Origin of the sequence: Dechloromonas denitrificans (assembly GCF_020510665.1) — a bacterium.
Taxonomy (GTDB): Bacteria; Pseudomonadota; Gammaproteobacteria; order Burkholderiales; family Rhodocyclaceae; genus Azonexus; species Azonexus denitrificans_B.
The window spans coordinates 1,394,630-1,414,150 of record NZ_CP075187.1; the positions used below are offsets into that span (position 1 = coordinate 1,394,630).

Annotated in this window: 13 protein-coding genes; 6 read left to right on the forward strand and 7 right to left on the reverse strand. The window is 60.3% G+C overall.

Translation table 11 applies throughout. From position 1 onward, the window contains the following. Positions 1-801 (reverse strand): hypothetical protein, encoded by an 801-nt coding sequence (locus tag KI614_RS06505; RefSeq protein ID WP_226408689.1) that lies wholly within the window; start codon positions 799-801, stop codon positions 1-3. Between the two features lie 110 nt (positions 802-911). Further along, positions 912-2,417: a lysine--tRNA ligase gene (gene lysS / locus KI614_RS06510; RefSeq protein WP_226408690.1), complete on the reverse strand. Its 1,506-nt coding sequence runs from the start codon at positions 2,415-2,417 to the stop codon at positions 912-914. 171 nt (positions 2,418-2,588) lie between these two features. On the opposite strand from lysS, the gene KI614_RS06515 reads away from it, so the two are divergent. Then, positions 2,589-4,886, forward strand: a complete 2,298-nt coding sequence (locus tag KI614_RS06515; RefSeq protein WP_226408691.1) for a response regulator — start codon at positions 2,589-2,591, stop codon at positions 4,884-4,886. Here KI614_RS06515 and KI614_RS06520 read toward each other — a convergent pair. Together KI614_RS06520 and prfB are read right to left on the reverse strand one after the other, a co-directional pair. After that, a complete protein-coding gene (locus KI614_RS06520) occupies positions 4,874-5,212 on the reverse strand; it encodes a cupin (RefSeq protein WP_226408692.1) in 339 nt (112 codons plus the stop codon). The two genes, KI614_RS06515 and KI614_RS06520, sit on opposite strands and share 13 nt — an antisense overlap. Continuing rightward, positions 5,209-6,313, reverse strand: a protein-coding gene (gene prfB / locus KI614_RS06525; protein ID WP_226408693.1) for a peptide chain release factor 2 whose coding sequence is annotated in 2 segments (ribosomal slippage) — positions 5,209-6,231 and positions 6,233-6,313 — 1,104 coding nt in all. Because the reading frame shifts where the segments join, the coding sequence is not laid out codon by codon here. Before prfB ends, KI614_RS06520 begins: the two co-directional genes overlap by 4 nt. A gap of 262 nt (positions 6,314-6,575) precedes the next feature. Between prfB and KI614_RS06530 the strand changes: the two genes are divergently transcribed. The 5 genes from KI614_RS06530 (at position 6,576) to KI614_RS06550 (ending at position 15,644) form a co-directional block, all read left to right on the forward strand. After that, the gene (locus tag KI614_RS06530; protein WP_226408694.1) at positions 6,576-7,760 is read left to right on the forward strand and encodes a methyl-accepting chemotaxis protein; all 1,185 of its coding nucleotides are present in this window, start codon (positions 6,576-6,578) and stop codon (positions 7,758-7,760) included. Positions 7,761-7,767: 7 nt separating this feature from the next. Then, the gene (locus KI614_RS06535; protein ID WP_226408695.1) at positions 7,768-8,667 is read left to right on the forward strand and encodes a nitrate- and nitrite sensing domain-containing protein; all 900 of its coding nucleotides are present in this window, start codon (positions 7,768-7,770) and stop codon (positions 8,665-8,667) included. Continuing rightward, entirely contained in the window at positions 8,660-10,822 is a 2,163-nt protein-coding gene (locus KI614_RS06540) for a putative bifunctional diguanylate cyclase/phosphodiesterase (RefSeq protein WP_226408696.1), read from the forward strand. Before KI614_RS06535 ends, KI614_RS06540 begins: the two co-directional genes overlap by 8 nt. A gap of 192 nt (positions 10,823-11,014) precedes the next feature. Continuing rightward, on the forward strand, positions 11,015-14,632 hold the full coding sequence (gene nifJ / locus KI614_RS06545) for a pyruvate:ferredoxin (flavodoxin) oxidoreductase (RefSeq protein ID WP_226408697.1): 3,618 nt from the start codon (positions 11,015-11,017) through the stop codon (positions 14,630-14,632). A gap of 1 nt (position 14,633) precedes the next feature. Beyond that, positions 14,634-15,644 (forward strand): dihydroorotate dehydrogenase-like protein, encoded by a 1,011-nt coding sequence (locus tag KI614_RS06550; protein WP_226408698.1) that lies wholly within the window; start codon positions 14,634-14,636, stop codon positions 15,642-15,644. Positions 15,645-15,674: 30 nt separating this feature from the next. Here KI614_RS06550 and KI614_RS06555 read toward each other — a convergent pair whose 3' ends face one another. From KI614_RS06555 to KI614_RS06565, 3 genes are read right to left on the reverse strand one after another with little or no spacing between them, the layout of a single operon-like run. After that, the gene (locus tag KI614_RS06555) at positions 15,675-16,265 is read right to left on the reverse strand and encodes an NTP transferase domain-containing protein (RefSeq protein ID WP_226408699.1); all 591 of its coding nucleotides are present in this window, start codon (positions 16,263-16,265) and stop codon (positions 15,675-15,677) included. Continuing rightward, entirely contained in the window at positions 16,262-17,260 is a 999-nt protein-coding gene (locus KI614_RS06560) for an XdhC family protein (RefSeq protein ID WP_226408700.1), read from the reverse strand. Before KI614_RS06560 ends, KI614_RS06555 begins: the two co-directional genes overlap by 4 nt. A gap of 1 nt (position 17,261) precedes the next feature. Next, a complete protein-coding gene (locus tag KI614_RS06565) occupies positions 17,262-19,520 on the reverse strand; it encodes a xanthine dehydrogenase family protein molybdopterin-binding subunit (RefSeq protein WP_226408701.1) in 2,259 nt (752 codons plus the stop codon). Position 19,521 lies beyond the last annotated feature (1 nt).

The window sequence follows — 19,521 nt, forward strand, 5'->3', positions numbered from 1 at the left end:
TCAGTCGATCCCACGCAGTACGTCGACCAGGATCAGTACCCGACGAATGCCTTTTTTCGACCAGCGCTGGAAGCAGCCGGCGATGCCCGACAAGGTGCCCAGCAGCGGCAAGGCGCGGCGGATGACTTGCTTGATCTCCGGGTCGGGATTGGCTGCGAAATAACGGCCAAGCAATTCGGGCAGCAGGCGACGGGATTCGGCTTCATCCACCGGGCCGGCCAGCGAGATCGAGTTAAGGAAAAGAACGAGGTCGGCAGCTTGTGCCACGGTCAACGGCAGGAATTCGCCGAAATTCTCTTCAAAGTCGATGCGGTAGCTCAGGCCATCCTGCAGCGTGATGTTCTTGATCTGGGCACCGCCATGCCATTGGCCGGCTTTGTGGAATTGACCAAGCTCGGTGGCCTGGCGGCCCAGTTCGCTGCGCCATGTTTCCATCGTCCATTGTTCAAGCAGGGTGGCGATGACCGTGCCGCAAAATTCAAGGACGAAAAATTCAGGGGTGACCAGGGCCACGCGTGGCACGCGAATGCCCGCTGCTGCCAGCGATTGCAGACGGCGTGCCTCGAAGTCCATGCCATTTGCCGCTTGCGACAGCGCCAGCGTCCGCATGGGCAGCGGCTGGCCGGTCAGCCGCTTGACCAGCCAGCGCATGAATAGCGTCTGAATCAGCTTGCGCGGCTTCTCGGCCAATTTCTTGACGACATAACGCTGTCCCTCGAATTCGAAAACGAGGGCGCGGCTATGGTGGGTCGTCAAAGCCGTCCGGGCGGCGGCTTCGAGGGCTTGAGGGTTTTCGTTCATAGAAGCCCGATACGTAAGCGAGCGCAGGCGAGACAAGGCGCAAGCGACCGCAGCACAGCAGTGCTACGCAAGGTCGTTTGTAACGCCGTATCGCCAAGCGCAGCCACGTATCATTCCGGACGCATCGACGGGAAGAGGATCACGTCGCGGATCGCCGGGCTGTCGGTCAGCAACATGATCAGGCGATCGATACCGATGCCGCAGCCACCGGTCGGCGGCAGGCCGTATTCGAGGGCGCGGATGAAGTCGGCGTCGTAGTACATCGCTTCTTCATCGCCGGCATCCTTGGCTTTCATCTGTTCCTGGAAGCGGGCGGCCTGATCTTCGGCATCGTTCAGCTCGGAGAAGCCGTTGGCGATCTCGCGGCCGACGATGAACAGCTCGAAGCGTTCGGTGATTTCCGGATTGCTGTCGGAAGCACGCGCCAGCGGCGAGACTTCGACCGGATAGTCGATGATGAAGGTCGGTTCCCAGCACTGGGCTTCGGCACAGGCTTCGAACAACTGCAGTTGCAGGCTGCCCAGACCGCCCGGCTTGACCTTCTCGCCGAAGGCATTGATCTTGGTCTTGAGGAAGTCGGCGTCGGCCAGTTGTTCGTCGGTAAAGGACGGCTGTTCGCGCTGGATCGCCTGGTTGATGGTCAGGCGATGGAAAGGCTTGGAGAGGTCCAGTTCGCGGCCCTGGTAAACGAAGACTTCCTTGCCCAGCGCTTCGCGTGCGGCGTGGCGCAGCAGGCCTTCGGTGAAGTCCATCAGCGTGTGGTAGTTCGCATACGCTTCGTAGAACTCCATCATCGTGAATTCAGGATTGTGGCGCGGCGAGAGACCTTCGTTGCGGAAGTTGCGGTTGATTTCGAAGACCTTCTCGAAACCGCCGACCACCAGGCGCTTGAGGTAGAGCTCCGGCGCGATACGCAGGAACTGCTGCATGTCGAGTGCGTTGTGATGCGTGACGAAGGGCTTGGCCGCAGCACCGCCGGGAATCGGGTGCATCATCGGCGTTTCGACTTCCATGAAGCCGTGGCCGGTCATGTAGTTGCGGATCGACGAAACGATGGCCGAACGGGCGCGGAAGGTGAAGCGCGTTTCCTCGTTCATGATCAGGTCGACATAACGCTGGCGGTACTTCAGTTCCTGGTCGGACAGACCGTGGAATTTGTCCGGCAGCGGGCGCAGCGACTTGGTCAGCAGGCGGATCTCGGCGGCCTGGATCGATAGTTCGCCGGTCTTGGTCTTCATCAGCGTACCGACGACACCGAGGATGTCGCCCAAGTCCCAGCCCTTGAAGGCCGCGTAGGCTTCTTCGCCGACCTTGTCGCGTGCGACGTAAATCTGGATGCGGCCGGAAACGTCCTGCAGCGTGGCAAACGAGGCCTTGCCCATGACGCGCTTGAGCATCATGCGGCCGCCAACCTTGACTTCGACCGGCATGCCTTCGAGTTCTTCAGCCGTTTTCTCGTCGTAACCCTCGTGCAATTTGGCAGCGGTATTTTCACGCTGGAAATCGTTCGGGAAGGCTTGACCGGTCTTGCGCCATTCGGCCAGCTTGGCGCGACGCTCGGCGATGAGCTGGTTTTCGTCTTGCTGGACCGGGGCTTGCTGTTCGGCGTTGGACATGAAGAATCCTTGGAAAATGGGGGTTGCTGCGGTCGACCGCGTAAAACCCTGAATTTTCGCCGATTTTGCCTTCAAGCGACAAGCGTTGGTCGTCATTTATGCAAAAGGATTGCGGCGAAGGGGCATGTTTGAGTGCTATATTGTGACGAATTCGTGGCGGGGGGCCGCGCAGTGAATATTCTTCTGGTCGACAACACACCGCTGTACCGCGATATCGTGCAACAGGCACTGGGTCGCTACCGCGGGATCAATCTGGTTTTTGCCGCTTCGGTCGAGGCTGCCCTGAAGCAGGCTGCGACACTGGATTTCCAGTTTTACATTCTTTCCTGGCAACTGTCCGATGGTGGTGGAGTCGAGCTGGCACGCCAGTTGCGCGAATCCGGGCAGGCGCCGGTTGAACCTATCGTCTTGCTGACAGCCAGCCCCAGTGCCGAATTGGCCCAGGAAGCCATGCTTGCCGGTGTTACCGAGTTGTTCCGCAAGCAGGATGTCGATGAGCTGATTACCTTCATGCGACATTTCCTGGAAGTGCACCAGCCTATGCGCTGTCGTGTACTTTATGTCGAGGATGCCCGCGACCAGCGCGAATACCTCGATACCCAATTGCGCGACTGGGGCATGATTGTCGATGCCTATTCATCGGCCGATGAAGCCTGGCTTGCTTTCCAGCAAAACGAATACGATCTGGTCCTGTGCGATATCTGTCTTGGCGGCCACATGACCGGCGCCCGCTTGATCAACCGTATCCGCCGTCTGGCCATGCCGCGCGGCGGCACGTCGATTCTGGCCGTGACCGCTTTTGACAATCCGGCACGGCGGATTGAGCTGTTTCACCTCGGGATTGACGATTATGTCCTGAAACCGATTTCGCCTCCCGAATTACGCGCCCGCCTGCATAACCTGCTATCCCGCAAGCGTGCCACCGAGCGTAGCCAGCATCTGCTCGAAGCGACGGCATTGGGCGTGACGGTGATTGACGAGCAGGGCTTGATCCAGTCGATGGATGCCAATGCGTCGGGCATGTTCGTCTGGCCGGAAGTGCACGATGGCGGCATGCCGCTGGCGCGCTTGATTGAAGATCGGGATGGGGTGGCCATTGCCGACCAGTTGTTGCGGCAACTGCTCGATGTGGGGCACTTGAACAAGTTGCGACTGACGGTTCGTTGCGGTGATGGCAAAACCCTGCCGATCGAATTGTCCTCGCTGGAAATCGAAGCGGCCAACGGTGCCCGCCAGTTTGCCTTGCTGACTCGTGATATCAGCAAGGAACTTGAACTGGCCGCCTACCTGACACAGGCCAAGGAAGCTGCCGAGCGAGCGGGGCGGATGAAGGCCGAGTTCCTGGCCAACATGAGTCATGAAATCCGTACGCCGCTCAATGCCATCATCGGTATGGCCCATATCCTGAAACGACACGGCCTGTCTGCCGAACAGGCTGACCGGGTCGACAAGATCGACAGTGCCGGCCAGCATCTGCTCGGCATCATCAGCGACGTGCTCGATCTTTCCAAGATCGAGGCTGGCAAACTGGGGCTGGAATCGATTCCGGTCTCAATCGGCAGTATCGCCAGCAATGTGGCTTCAATGGTTTATGAACGTGCGGCCGCCAAGGGGGTGCGTCTGCATGTCGAGAGTGAGCCTTTGCCCAAGCACTTGATGGGCGATCCGACCCGCTTGACCCAGGCGCTGCTCAACTATGTCTCGAATGCGGTGAAATTTACCGAACAGGGCATGATCAGTTTGCGTACCCGGATCGAGCACGAAACCGAGGACGGCATGACGGTGCGCTTTGAGGTTGGCGATACCGGCATCGGCATTGAAAAGGCACAGCTTGAGCATATTTTTGATGCTTTTCAGCAGGCGGACAGTTCGACGACCCGGAAATTCGGTGGCACCGGACTGGGCTTGGCCATTACCCGCCAACTGGCCCAGTTGATGGGGGGCGAAGCGGGCGTTGCCAGCGTGCTCGGGCAAGGCAGCACGTTCTGGTTTACCGCCCGCCTGAAGCGCGGCCAGGGCTTGGGGTCGTTGCTTGAAAACACTCAGCCCGGCGGGGCCGAGCGTGTGCTGATGCAGCGTTACCAGGGGGCCAGGTTGCTGGTTGTCGAGGATGATTTCATCAACCGTGAAGTTGCCCTCGAACTGCTGGCCGATTTCGGGTTTTCAATCGACGTGGCGGAGGATGGCCTTGCGGCAATCGCCCAGGCCGGGCAAAAGGATTACGACCTGATCCTGATGGACATGCAGATGCCGAACATGGACGGTCTTGAAGCAACCCGCCATCTGCGGACTTTGCCCACCTGCCTTGAAGTCCCGATCATCGCGATGACGGCCAATGCCTTTTCGGAGGATCGTCTGCGTTGTTTCGATGCCGGCATGAACGATTTCGTGACCAAGCCGATCAAGCCCGGCGAATTTTACGAAACCATTTTGCGCTGGTTGTCGCTCGGCAAATTTCAGCCAGCTTGAGTGCTGTTGTAGTAAATCGCCAGCCAGATAGTGGTCTGGTCTGGTGGTGTCCAATCCACCCGGTGCCGGCAGTGCGGGGCGAGATTGATGAAATCTCCCGCCCTCAAGTGCCGTGCCTGTGGCTCATCGGCCAGGCGCAGGCGGGCTTCGCCCTGCAGCAACAAAACCCATTCGCCTTCGGGCTGGTCGTACCAGAAACCGGGCGGGCTGCTCTGGCCATTTGAAACAATGTGTTCGATGCGCAACGCCGGGGTGCGCAAAAGTTCGCTGAATTGCTCGTCGACCGCAGCGGTCGACGGCAATCCGGCAAACAGGTTGTCGATCACACGCCCTGCTTGAGGCTGGCCTCGATGAAGGGGTCGAGATCGCCATCGAGCACGGCTTGGGTGTTGCCGGTTTCGTGGTTGGTGCGCAGATCCTTGATGCGGCTCTGGTCGAGCACGTAGGAGCGGATCTGGTGGCCCCAGCCGATATCGGACTTGGCGTCTTCGAGCTTCTGCTGTTCGGCCTGCTGCTTGCGCAGTTCGAACTCGTAGATGCGGGCGCGCAGCATCTGCCAGGCTTCGTCGCGGTTGCGGTGCTGTGAACGGTCGTTCTGGCACTGGACGACGATGCCGGTCGGCACGTGGGTCAGGCGGACGGCGGAGTCGGTCTTGTTGATGTGCTGGCCGCCGGCGCCGGAAGCGCGGTAGGTATCGGTACGCACGTCGGCCGGGTTGATGTTGATCTCGATCGAGTCGTCGACTTCCGGGAACACGAATACGGAGGTGAAGCTGGTGTGGCGGCGGGCGTTGGAGTCGAACGGCGACTTGCGGACCAGGCGGTGGATGCCGGTCTCGGTGCGCAGCGTGCCGTAGGCGTAGTCGCCGGTGAACTTGACGGTGGCGCTCTTCAGGCCGGCGACATCGCCTTCCGACTCTTCCATGACCTCGACGGTGAACCCCTTCTTTTCGCCATATTTCAGATACATGCGCAACAGCATCGAGGCCCAGTCCTGGGCTTCGGTACCGCCGGCTCCGGCCTGGATTTCCAGGAAGCAGGGCATCGGGTCGGACGGGTTGTTGAACATGCGGCGGAATTCGAGGGCGGCGAGCTTGGTTTCCAGTTCGGCGTTGTCGGCTTCGACGGCGAGCAGGGTGTCGTCATCACCGTCTTCCTTGCCCATGGCGAACAATTCGCGGCCATCGCCCACACCGTTATCGACGGCTTCGAGGACGAGCACAATGTCTTCCAGCGTTTTCTTTTCCTTGCCCAGTTCCTGAGCGTATTTCGGATCGTCCCAGATCTTGGGATCTTCCATCTCCTTGTTCAGGAGGGTCAGGCGTTCGCGTTTGTGATCGTAGTCAAAGATACCTCCGCAGCTCGGCGGCGCGCTGCGCCAGATCGTCGAGCTTGTTGGAGATACTGTTGATGTGTTCGGCTTCCATGATCTGTTCTCGTGATACGTAGCAAAAACGCAATTATAGCTGTTACGCCAGTCCTTTATTGCAGCCCGCTTGTCTTGGGCATCGGATCGCACCTGATTGGTGCCGCGCAGTGCATTTCATTGGGCGAGCAAGCGTTTGCAGGCAGGTTGTTTCTTTTCCTTGAATTGATTTGTGTATTTGTTTCAATGGCTTGGTTGTTATTTAACAATCTGGCAAGGGAGTTGCTTATATGGTCACAATTTCGTGACTGTGTGAGTGCTTTGTGACCGATCAAGCAAACGATGATGTGATGGCTGGAGTCCGTGCCTGTATCAAGACACTGTCCCTTCATCAGGCGCTGGCCTGGGGGCTGGCTGTGGCTGGCAGTCTGTGCCTGCGTGATAGTGGGAATATCCAGTGGTTGGGCATCGGCTTGCTGCTTGTCTCGCTTTTCGTGTTGGTCAAGCTGCATCGTGGCCTACGGGTGGGGTTGCTGTCGATCGATCGCTTCGCCCTTGAGCTTTCATCCGGTCGACTGGTTGGGCGGATCGATCCTGCATCGGCCGGGGCTCTTGGTTCGCTGGCTGAGCGACTGAATGGCACGGCGCGTTCTTTGTGCGAACTTTTTCTCACTTTCTCGCGCATGGCACAGGAAATATCCAGTGTGGCGGCTGAGAGCAGCGTCAATGCCAATGGTGGCAACGATGGTGTTCGCCAGCAGCGTGACATTACGCTGTCTTCATCGGCCACCCTGGCACAGCTGACTGTCAGTCTCGGAACGACCCGCGACCGGGCGCAGGTTGCTGCCGGCGCCGCGCAAGCTTCTGGCGAAATGGCGTTTGCCGGTGTGGACCGGGTCAACGCCCTGGCATCCAGTCTTGATAATTTGACGGCCAATGTCCGTCAAACTTCGGATAGTGCCGCGCGTCTTGGTCAGCGCTCGCGTGAAGTCGATGCCATTGTTGAGTTGATTGCCGAGATTGCCGCCCAGACAAATCTTCTGGCACTTAATGCGGCGATCGAGGCGGCCCGTGCCGGTGAGCAGGGCCGTGGGTTTGCCGTTGTGGCCGACGAGGTGCGCAAGCTGGCTGAACGGACGAGTAATGCGACCAGGGATATTGGACAGCGCATCGGTGGCATGCGGCTCGATGTCGATGAAATGATTCATTCAATGGCTGAAACAAGCGTCCGTGCGGCATCGAGCCTGCACGACGCCGGGGAGGCGGTCGATGATCTACATCGCGTTGAAAGCAATGCCCGGCAGACCTTGGCGCTGATCAACGATATTGCGGCGGCCAGTCGTGAGCAAAGCGAGGCTGGGAAAAACGTGGTGCGCGACATCGAACAGGTAGCCACCCTGGCGGATGCCAATGAATGCCTGGTTCGCTCGAATAGCGAACTGTCCCGCTACTTGAGCGAATTGGCGGTCTTGCTCAATGCGGCCTTGAAAAAATACCACTACGAGTGAGCCTGCCATGGATCTGATCCTGTACTCAATGCTGATTGTGGCGCTGCTCCTCGCGCTGATCTCCTTCATGATTTATCGCCAGCGCAATCGGCTGAGCAGCGGTCAATCGATCGAGCAGACCCTGGCCGCCTGTCGTTCCCTGCTGGCCCTGATTGCGGGTATCCAACAACATCGGGGCATGAGTTCGGCCTGGCTGGCCGGTGACCAGAGCTTCAAACCACGGCTTGATGCAAAGGCGCGCGAAATTGAACAGCTGATTCCCTTGCTGCGGGATGCCGCGCGCGAAGAGGGGCGGCGGGCGCATCCTTGCCTGACATTGAACGAGCTCTCCTTGTTTCAATTCAACTGGACAAAAATGCGCGACATGCTGCGTGGTCTGTCGGTTGAGCAAAGCATTGCCCAGCACAGTTTTCTGGTCGATCAACTGCTCAAGTGGCTGGGCGCGCTGGGGGAGTCCCGGGTCGAACTGGTACTGGGTCAAAAGTGCGAGCGTGGCTTGGTACGCAATTACGCCAGCCGTTTGCCGGCATTGACCGAATGCCTGGGGCAGGCACGAGCGCTGGGTACCAGTGTTGCGGCCAAGCAGGGATGCTCTGCCGTCGCTCGTGTGCGTCTGATGTTTCTGATCGCGCGTGCCGAGGCTTTGCTCAGCCAGGCGGCAGAAGCCGGTGGACAGGGGCGCAAGGCCGAGCAGGCAAAGGTTGCCGTTCAGGAAATGGCGCGTGTCGTACGTACCCAGATGCTGCTCAGTTCCCGCATTTCGCTGCCCGCCCCGGCGTATTTCGCGCTCGCCACTGCGGCGATCGATAGCGTGTTCTCGTGGATTGACGAGTGCGGCACCCAGATAACCCAGGCGTCACTCCGGAGGCAAGGTGTTCAGCAATCAGTCTTGTTGCAGCGTGTCTGAGGCCGGCTTTTTCAAGGCCTTGTCGCGTACTGTGCTCTGTCGTCCGGGATGCCAGGATGATGTTGATGATGTGCCGGAGATGGCCGCCCTGTTTGCCCAACTCGACGGCATGCTTTTCCGTTGCCGGGTGGATGAGGCATGGACCCTGCTGTCGGTCAGTCCCGGTTGCCGTGAACTCACCGGATACCGCGCCAACGAACTGATTCAGGAGCGGCTTTGTTCGCTTGAGACCTTGACCCACCCCGAGGATCGTTCGATTGTTCGTGGAACGATCATGGCTGCTTTGGAGACAAGCTCGCGCTATCGGATTGAGTACCGGATCATTTGTCGTGACGGCGAAGAAAAATGGGTGCTTGAGCGCGGCGTTGGCATTACCGGTGAAGCTGGAGAACGTATTCTCGAAGCTTATCTGGAAGATATTACCGATCGGGTGCTGGCGCATCTCCAGCTGGCTGAAACGGAGTTGCGCTACCGCAGCATTTTTGAAAACTCGGTAGTCGGCATGTTTCAAACCACCGAGAGCGGGCGCTACCTGGCCGCCAACCAGGCACTGGCAACCCTTTATCGCTACCCCACGCCGGAAGATTTGATCAGTAGCCTGGCCGATATTTCGACCGGTTTGTATATCGATACCCGGCGGCGCGACGAGTTCAAGTGCATGATCCAGCGCGATGGGCGGGTGATTGATTTCGAGTCGGAAATATTGTGTCGCGATGGCCGGAGGATCTGGATTTCAGAAAATGCCCATGCCGTCTTCGCTGCCGATGGAAGCTTGTCTTACTACGAAGGAACGGTGGAGGATATTACCGAGCGGCATCGCTACCAATCCGTCCTGCAGCATCAGGCGACGCACGATCCACTGACCGCGCTGCCTAACCGCAATTTGCTTGAGGATCGGTTGAGTCAGGCGATTCTGGCCGGAGAGCGGCAGGGTGGCAAAGTGGCTTTGGCCTTTGTTGATCTCGATAATTTCAAAGTCATCAACGACAGCCTGGGACACGCGGTTGGCGACCAGTTGCTGATCGAAATTGCCCATCGCTTGCGGACAGCCCTGCGCGGTGTCGATACCGTAGCCCGCTACGGGGGCGATGAGTTTGTCTTGATCATGGGCGAGCAGGCCGTACGCGAAGATACGGTACATTTGCTCGAACGTGTCCTCGATGCGGTCCAGGCGCCGCTGATGCTTGAAGGGCACGCCTTGCGCATGAGTTGCAGTATCGGCGTCAGCGTTTATCCCGATGACGCGACGGATCTGGATGGCTTGCTGCGGATCGCCGATGTGGCGATGTATCACGCCAAGGAGAGCGGCAAGGGGCAATACTGTTTCTATACCCGGGACCTCAATCTCGCGGCACAAGAGCGTTTTGCCCTTGAAACCGCATTGCGGGCCGCCATCGAGCATAACGAACTGACCGTGGTTTATCAGCCGAAGGTCGATAGCCTGGGCAGTGTTCAGGGATTCGAGGCATTGGTCCGCTGGAATAGTGCCGGCCAGGGACTGGTCACGCCGGACCGGTTCATCCCGCTGGCCGAGGAAACCGGGCAGATTTTGGCGATTGGCGAGCAGGTCCTGTACGCCGCCTGTCGCACGGCAGCCAGTTGGCCGCTGATTGAGGGCCGGGCCTTGAGTGTGGCGGTCAATCTTTCAGCCCGGCAGCTCAAGGAGCCCGGCTTGGTCGCCTTGGTAGCCGATGCCCTGAGCGTTTCGGGACTGCCCCCCGAATGCCTGGAGCTGGAAATTACGGAAAGCATGATCATGGGCGATGTCGAGCACACCATTCGTGTGCTGCGCTCGATCAAGGCGCTGGGCGTGAGGATTGCGGTCGACGATTTCGGCACCGGCTATTCCTCCTTGAGCTACCTGCAACGCTTGCCGATCGATACCCTGAAAATCGATCGCTCCTTTGTCTCGGGCTGCGATCAAGGTGGGGCGGTGATGGCCATTCCGCACGCAATCATTTTTCTCGGTAAAAGCCTCGATTTGCACATCGTGGCCGAAGGCGTCGAAACGGCTGCCGAGCGCGACATCCTGACACTTTGCGGGTGCAATGAATTCCAAGGCTATTATTTTTCGCGACCGATGCAACGTGCTGCGGTCGACGAGTATCTGATGGCAAAAACCGCCTGTTTCGACAAAGGCGTTTTGCCGCGCTGACTGAGAGCTTGCGTGAGTGGCCTGTTTTCTCAGTTTTTCTGGATTTGATGCGGCCCGGATAGCGCATATTTTTTTGTCATTTCGGCGTAGAATGAGATTGTTGCAATGCAGCAATCGGCGACTCCGATTTATCCCGGAGTTCGTTTTTCTGCCTGCCGGAGAGCAGATGCAGACAAAAACAGGGAACAGCACATGAATCAGATGCTTACCATCGATGGCAACGAAGCCGTTGCACACGTGGCATTCCGCGTGTCCGAAGTGATCGCCATCTATCCGATCACCCCCTCGTCCGGCATGGGCGAACTGTCCGACGAATGGGCGGCGCAGGGCAAACCGAACATCTGGGGCAGCGTTCCCCGCGTCGTTGAACTGCAGTCCGAAGGCGGCGCCGCCGGCACGGTACATGGCGCCCTGCAGGCCGGTGCGCTGGCCACGACCTTCACCGCCTCGCAGGGGCTGCTGTTGATGATCCCCAATATGTACAAGATCGCCGGGGAACTGACGCCGACCGTTTTTCACGTCGCGGCCCGCGCCATTGCGACGCATGCGCTGTCTATTTTCGGCGACCACTCCGACGTGATGTCCACGCGCGCGACCGGCTTTGCGCTGCTTGCCTCCAATTCGGTCCAGGAAGCGCACGACATGGCGGTGATTGCCACGGCGGCGACGCTGGCCGGGCGTATTCCGGTGCTGCATTTTTTCGACGGATTCCGCACCTCGCATGAAGTCGCCAAGATTGCCACGGTCGACGATGCGGTTTTGCGCAAAATGCTGCCGCAGGAACAGATCGTCGCCTTGCGCAGCCGGGCGTTGTCGCCGGAGCATCCGGTATTGCGCGGGACATCGCAGAATCCGGACGTATTCTTCCAGGCCCGCGAGGCACAGAACCCGTGGTTCGATGCTTTCCCGGATGTCGTCCAGGCGGCGATGGCGCGCTTCGGCGAACTGACCGGCCGTCATTACAAGCTGTTCGATTATGTCGGTGCGCCGGATGCCGAGCGCGTCATCATCCTGATCGGCTCGGGGGCCGAAACGGTGCAGGAAACCGTTGAACACCTGAATCGACAGGGTGAGAAGGTCGGCCTGCTCAAGGTCCGCCTGTTCCGCCCCTGGGCGCCGGCCGCCTTGCTCGCTGCGCTGCCGGCGACGACGCGGCAGATTGCCGTGCTCGACCGTTGCAAGGAGCCGGGGGCCGAGGGCGAGCCGCTGTACAAGGATGTGCTGGTTGCGCTGGCCGAGGACATGGCCAACGACGCGCCGCGTTTCGCCGCCATGCCGAAGGTGATCGGCGGGCGCTACGGCCTGGGCTCCAAGGAATTCAATCCGGCCATGGTTTTGTCGGTTTTTACCGCGTTGACCGCGACAGCCCCGCTCAAGCGCCGTTTTACCGTTGGCATCCACGACGACCAGAGCGCTTTGTCGTTGCCTTTCGATCCGGCTTTCCGCACCCAGGCTGCGCATGAAACCTTTGCCGCGGTGTTCTATGGCCTGGGTTCGGACGGCACGGTCTCGGCCAACAAGAATTCGATCAAGATCATCGGTGACGAAACCGAGCTGTATGCCCAAGGTTATTTCGTTTATGACTCGAAGAAGTCTGGCGCAATGACCGTGTCGCACCTGCGTTTCGGCCCGCAGCCGATTCGCTCGGCCTACCTGACCGGCGAGGGCGATGCGAAATTCGTCGCCTGCCACCAGCCGATTTTCCTCGAAACCCACGACTTGCTGGTGCATGCTGCGCCGGGCGCGGTTTTCCTGCTCAACACACATTTGCCGGCCGACAAAGTGTGGGCATCGCTGCCGCCGGCAATGCAGCGCCAGATGCTGGCCAAAAATATCCGGTTCTACGTCATCGATGCCTATCAGGTGGCGCTCGACGCCGACATGGGGCGACGGATCAATACCGTGATGCAGACCTGTTTTTTCGCCATTTCCGGAATTTTGCCGCAGGAAAGTGCGATTGCGGCGATCAAGCATGCGGTTGAAAAAACCTATGGCCGCAAGGGGCGGCGTATTGCCGAATTGAACTGTCGGGCGATCGACCAGACCGTGGCCTGCCTGCATCAGGTGGATTTTGCCGGGCAGGCGGTGTCGACCGCGGCAGTCGTCGAAGGTGCCGGGCGACAGGCCAGCGACTTCGTTCGTCGGCTGACCTTGCCGCTGATCGCCGGCAAGGGCGACAGCCTGCCGGTTTCGTTCTTTCCTGCCGATGGCACCTGGCCAACCGGTACGGCAAAATACGAAAAACGCAATCTGGCTTTGCAGATTCCGGTCCTCGAAACGGACTTGTGCACCCAGTGCGGCAAGTGCGTTTTCGTTTGTCCGCACTCGGCGATCCGTGCCAAGGTTTTCCCCGGCGATGCGCTTGCCGCCGCACCGGCCAGTTTCAAGCGCATGCCGGTGCGCAGCAAGGATTACCCGGCCGGCTGGCAGATGAGCTATCAGGTTGCCCCGGAGGATTGCACCGGCTGCACGCTGTGCGTTGAGGTCTGTCCGATTCGCGACAAATCGAATGTTTCGCGCAAGGCGCTGAACATGGCCGATCAGCCGCCGTTGCGTGGGCAGGAAGCCGGGAACTGGGATTTCTTCCTCACGCTGCCCGATTACGACCGGCGCATCGTCAAGCGCGGTACCGTGCCGGGTGCCGCCTTGCTCCAGCCGTTTTTTGAGTTTTCCGGGGCCTGCGTCGGCTGCGGCGAAACGCCTTACATCCGCCTCGCCACGCAGTTGTTCGGCGACCGCATGCTGGTTGCCAATGCCACCGGCTGTTCGTCGATCTACGGTGGCAACCTGCCGACCACGCCGTACACCACCGATGTCCATGGCCGCGGCCCGGCCTGGAACAACTCGCTGTTCGAAGACAATGCCGAATTCGGCCTGGGCATGCGCCTGGCAACCGATCAACTGGCGGAGGCTGCACGGACGCAGTTGCGTGCCCTGGCTCAGGATGTCGGTGCGGAACTGGTCGCTGCCTTGCTCGATGCCGACCAAGGTAGCGAGGCCGGCATTCACGAACAGCGCGAGCGGGTGGCTGAACTGCACACCAGGCTTGGCCGGCTGGCCACACCGGCGGCCACGTCGCTGGCTGCGCTGGCCGAGTACCTGGTCAGGCGCAGTGTGTGGATCATCGGCGGTGACGGCTGGGCTTACGACATCGGCTTTGGGGGCCTTGACCACGTGCTGGCGTCCGGCGAAAACGTCAATATCCTGGTGCTCGATACCGAGGTTTATTCCAACACCGGCGGCCAGAATTCCAAGGCCACGCCGTTGGGGGCCGTCGCCAAATTTGCCGCCGGCGGCAAGGCGAATCGCAAGAAGGATCTGGCCAAAATCGCGATGGACTACGAAAACGTTTTCGTCGCCCAGGTCGCGTATGGCGCCAAGGATGGTCATACGCTGAAGGCTTTCCTCGATGCGGAAAGTTATCCCGGCGTCTCGATCATCATCGCCTACAGCCCGTGCATCGCGCATGGCGTCGATATGTCGCACAACCACCGACAGCAGGATCTGGCCGTCAAATCCGGCCACTGGCCCTTGTTGCGCTACGATCCGCGTCGGCGCGAGCAGGGCGCCAATCCGCTGTCGGTCGATAGCGCCGCGCCGAGCGTGCCGTACCGCGATTTTGCCCGTAACGAGGCACGTTTCACCGTGCTTGAACGGCAGCATCCGGAAGCCGCTTCGCGCTTCATGGACATGGCCGGGCAGAACGCTCGCGTGCGCCATCAGGAATATGTCGAACTGGCCGGACTGGCCTTGCCGGAAACAGCGATCGAATCACAAGCGGCGGCCGACGCCGATGACCAGGGAGCGTAGCATGTCTGATCTGTCGACCCATTATCTTGGCTTGAAACTGAAAAATCCCCTGGTTCCGTCGTCGACGCCGCTCAGCCACCGGCTCGATGCCATGCTGCATCTGGAGGACGTCGGTGCGGCCGCCATCGTCATGCATTCCTTGTTCGAGGAAGATGTGCGCAACGATGAGCGGATGATCGATCGCTTTCTGATCAACCCGGATTCGTTCGGCGAGGCGGCAGGCCACTTGCCCTATGCCCGTGATTACCAGAGCAGGCTCGATGCCTATCTCGAACAGATCCAGACGCTCAAGTCGCGCCTGGCCATTCCGGTGATTGCCAGCCTCAATGGCTCGTCGCTCAGCGGCTGGGTCGAGCTGGGCAAGGAAATGCAGGCGGCCGGTGCCGATGCACTTGAGCTGAATGCCTGGTATATGCCGGGGGACCCCAAGGTTTCCGGCGAGGCGCTGGAGGATCACTACATTTCATTGCTGCAGGAGCTGAAATCGGTGGTCACCATTCCGGTCACGATGAAACTTTCGCCCTTTTTCTCATCGCTGCCGCATTTCGTGCAGGCGGTTGAAAAAGCTGGCGCAGCCGGCGTGTCGTTATTCAACCGCTTTTTCCAGCCGGATATCGATTTAGCCTCTTTGACGGTGGTCGACCGCGTCACGCTGTCGAGTTCGGCCGATGTGCTGCTGACCATGCGCTGGATTGCCATTTTGCGTGGCCGGACCCGGCTGACATTGGCGGCGACGGGGGGCGTGCACTGCGCCGAGGATGCATTGAAAATGCTGCTGGCCGGTGCGGATGTCGTACATCTGGCCAGTGCCTTGTTGCAGCGCGGTCCGCAGGCGCTGGCCGATATTTTGCGCGGCATGCGCTTGTGGCTTGAAGCCAACGAATATGAGTCGGTTCGTCAGTTGCAAGGTGCGATGAGCCAGCAGAATCTGCCTGATCCCAGCGACTTTTCCCGCGCGGCCTATCTGCATGCCATCGACGCGTTCACCCCGCCGGCCGGCGTGCGTTACTAAGTCATTGATTGTTGCCCGGAGGCGCTCGGTTCAGATCGAGCCCTTGATCAGGCGGTGTGTCGCGTCGAGCGGTGAGTCGATATCGAGCAGAACGCCGGGGTCGTTGACCGGGCAAAGCGTCAGCAGGGCGCGCTGAGCGTCGATGATGGTCTTGCCGCCGTGATCGCCCTGCAAGGCGAGCAGATCGTTGCGGAAGCGGGCGGAAAATCCGACCGGATGGCCCGGTCGACCGGCGTGGCTTGTCCGGGCGAGGGGGGCGCCGGCCTGTAATGCCTGCAATACGGCGGCGTAACTGTCGAGTGCAATTGCCGGCATGTCGGCCAGCGCAATCAGCCAGCCGGCGGCCTGCTGTGATGCGGCGACGCCGGCTGCCAGGCTGTGCCCCATGCCACCAGCCGCTGTCGGGCAAACGACCACGGCCAAACCGGCCTCTCTGAATTGCGTCGCAAGTTGATCATCATCGGGGCGAATAATCGCGATGCTGTTCGGGCAAACCGCGTGCAGGCGACGTGCCGCCGCCAGTGCCATCGGCGTGCCGTCCGGCAGGGAATGCTGGCGCTTGTCGCTGCCAAAGCGCCGGCTCATGCCTGCGGCGAGCAGCAATCCGGTCACCGGGCTCACGGGATGTGGCAGGCGTGAGGGTCGTTGATCACAATGCGCGGACGGGCGCACACTCCGTTTTTCTCCGACGTCATTTCAGCCAGGATGGATACCGCTATTTCCGGCGGGGTCCGGCTGCCGATGGGCAAACCCACCGGTCCGTGCAAGCGGTCGACTTCCGAGGCGGAAAGGTCGAAATATTCAAGGAGCCTTGCCCGTCGTTTGTCATTGTTGGCATGCGAGCCCAGAGCACCGACGTAGAAGGCCGGTGATTTCAGCGCCTCCAGCAAGGCCATGTCGTCGAGTTTGGGGTCGTGGGTGAGGGCGACGACCGCACTGCGCGGGTCCAGGTTGAGTTCGATCACGGCGTCGTCCGGCATGCCGGCAACGTAGTGTGTGCCGGGAACTTGCCAGGTGCCGGCGTATTCACTGCGCGGGTCGCAGATATATACCCGATAGCCAAGAGCCAGCGCCATCGTGGCCAGATAGTGCGAAATCTGTCCGGCACCGATGATCAGCAATCGCCAGGCCGGGCCATGCGGCGTGCTCAGTTTTTGACCGTCCCACTCCAGGCTGTCGGTTGCACTGCCAGGGCTGATCGTGACGCAGCCGCTGCCCAGGTCAACACAGCGCAGGGCCAGTTGTCCGGCCGTCAGGCGCTCGGCCAGATCGGTCAGCAGGGCCTGTTCGGGGGCGGGTTCCAGCACGAGTTCCAGCGTTCCACCGCAAGGCAGGCCAAAGCGATGGGCTTCGTCGGCGCTGACCCCGTAGCGCACGATGCGCGGCATCGTCTGGCCGGCAAATTCGCCGGCCAGGATGCGCTGGATAAGGTCGTCTTCGATACAGCCACCCGAGACCGAGCCGATCACCTGGCCATCGCCGCGGATGACCATCCAGGCACCGGGCGGACGGGGGGCTGATCCCCAGGTGCGGGCCACTGTCACCAGAGTGAAACGGTGTCCCCCGGCTGACCAGCGCAGGGTGGCTTCGAGTACCTGCATATCCAGACCATCCATGTCACACCGCCAATTCTTGGGTGTTGAATGGCAGATTGCGCAGGCGCTTGCCGGTGGCTGCCGCGATGGCGTTGGCGACGGCAGGCAGTACCGGCGGTACGCCGGGTTCGCCGATACCGGTCGGGGCTGCTTGTGACGGGACGATATGAACTTCGACCTGCGGCATGTCGCCAATTCTCAGCGGCGCGAAACTGTCGAAGTTGCCTTGCTCGACCTTGCCATCCTTCAGCGTGATTGCAAAATTCATTGCACTTAGCCCGAAACCGATGCCGCCTTCGATTTGCGAGCGAATGTTGTCGGGATTGATCGGTGTACCGCAGTCGACCGCGCTGACGATGCGGTCTACCTTGATTGCGCCGTTTTTGCTGATGGTGACTTCGGCGACGTGCGCCACGCAGGACTTGAATGATTCATGGATCGCAACACCCCGTCCGCGGCGCTCGCCCGGCTTGGCTGGCAGGGGCGTTGCCCAGCCGGCTTTTTCGCTGGCCAGCCGGAGTACTGCCGCGTGGCGCGGATGTTTGTCGAGCAGTTCCAGGCGCAGTGCGACCGGGTCCTTGCCGATAGCCTGTGCCACCTCGTCGAGAAAAGTCTCGGTTGAAAATGCCGTGTGCGACGAGCCGACCGAGCGCCACCACAACACAGGCACAGCGATATCGGTCGGCGTGTGCAGGTCGACCGTCAGGTTGGGGATGGCATAAGGCAGGTTGGCGGCGCCTTCGACCGATACGCCATCGACCCCATCCTTGACCAGGAACGCCTCAAACGGCGAACCGATCAGGATCGACTGTCCAACCAGTCGGTGCTGCCAGCCGGTGAGCCGGCCCTGGGCATCGATCGATGCCTGCAGGTTGTGGTGGAACAGCGGACGATAGTAGCCCGCCCGCATGTCATCTTCGCGCATCCAGACCAGTTTGATGGCCGGATTGCCCGGCAGGCGGCCATGGGTTTTTTTGACGATATGCGCCGCCTCGACCAGATAGTCGACGTCCTTGGAGGCTCGTCGCCCGAAGCTGCCGCCGGCATAAAGCATGTTCAGCTTGACCTGTTCCGGCTTCAATTCAAGCACCTTGGCCAGCACGGCCTGGTCAATGGTGTGGAACTGTTCGCCATTCCACACTTCGGCACCATCCGCGTTCAGCTTGATGACGCAATTCATCGGCTCCATGGCTGCGTGGGCCAGGTAAGGGAAGTCGTAGCTTGCCTGGATGACCCTGGCGGCACCGGCGAAAGCGGTATCCGTATTGCCGACCTGCCTGGCAAGCTTGCCGGGCGACTTGGCCAGTGTCTTGTAGTGAGCGAGGATTTCATCGCTGCCGAGCTTGAAGGCGGTGCTGTCGTCCCACACCACGCTCAAGGCATCGCGGCCTTTCTTGGCGCTCCAGGTGTCCTTGGCCAGCACGGCGACGCCCTGCGGAATTTGCACCACGTCGACCACGCCCTTGATCTTGCGCGCCTTGCGGTCGTCGAATGACTTGACCCGGGCGCCAAACAGCGGTGGGTGGGCAACCACGGCAACCAGCATTCCCGGCAGGTGAATATCCTGGGTGAATTGTGCTGTGCCGTTGGTTTTTGCCGCACTGTCCTTGCGGTTGGCCCGCTTGCCGATCAGTTTGAAATCCTTCGGATCTTTGAGTTTGATGTCGCTGGGGACGGCTTCATTGGCTGCATCTGCCGCCAGTTCGCCAAAACTGGCTTGCCGTTGGCTGGCCGGATGGCTGACCATGCCATTGCTGACGGTGATTTCGCCTGCGCCGACTTGCCAGCGTCGAGCCGCTGCATTGACCAGCATGGCACGGCCCGCGGCGCCGGCTTGGCGCAATTGTTCCCAGGAATTGGCCATTGCGGTACTGCCGCCGGTGCCCTGGGTCGGGCCCCAAAACAGGTTGTTGTAGCGCTTGGCATCAGCCGGCGCGCCTTCGATACGGACTTGCGCCCAGTCGGCGTCAAGCTCTTCGGCAACAATCGTCGCCAGTCCGGTATAGCTGCCCTGGCCCATTTCAAGGTGCTTGGCAATAACGGTGACGCTGTTGTCTGCACCGATATGCAGAAAGGCATTCGGCTCGAAGGTGACGCTTGTTGCCAGGCTGATACCCGCCTTGCCCGGTCCGGCAGCCGGGAGTTTGTCGGCTGCGCTGGCCGGGAGGATGAAACCCAGCGTCAGGGCTGTGCCGCCTTGGAGAAAGCGTCGGCGACTAACGTTTTCCAGTGCGCTACCGGCCGGGGTCCCGGTGTTTGCTACATTCAGTTTCTTGCTCATG

Excerpts from the sequence above, each read along its gene's own strand:
- KI614_RS06505 (WP_226408689.1), bottom strand. The coding sequence starts at position 801 with ATGAACGAAAACCCTCAAGCCCTCGAAGCCGCCGCCCGGACGGCTTTG.
- KI614_RS06550 (WP_226408698.1), top strand. The coding sequence starts at position 14,634 with ATGTCTGATCTGTCGACCCATTATCTTGGCTTGAAACTGAAAAATCCC.
- lysS (WP_226408690.1), bottom strand. The coding sequence starts at position 2,417 with ATGTCCAACGCCGAACAGCAAGCCCCGGTCCAGCAAGACGAAAACCAG.
- KI614_RS06535 (WP_226408695.1), top strand. The coding sequence starts at position 7,768 with ATGGATCTGATCCTGTACTCAATGCTGATTGTGGCGCTGCTCCTCGCG.
- KI614_RS06565 (WP_226408701.1), bottom strand. The coding sequence starts at position 19,520 with ATGAGCAAGAAACTGAATGTAGCAAACACCGGGACCCCGGCCGGTAGC.
- nifJ (WP_226408697.1), top strand. The coding sequence starts at position 11,015 with ATGAATCAGATGCTTACCATCGATGGCAACGAAGCCGTTGCACACGTG.
- KI614_RS06560 (WP_226408700.1), bottom strand. The coding sequence starts at position 17,260 with ATGGATGGTCTGGATATGCAGGTACTCGAAGCCACCCTGCGCTGGTCA.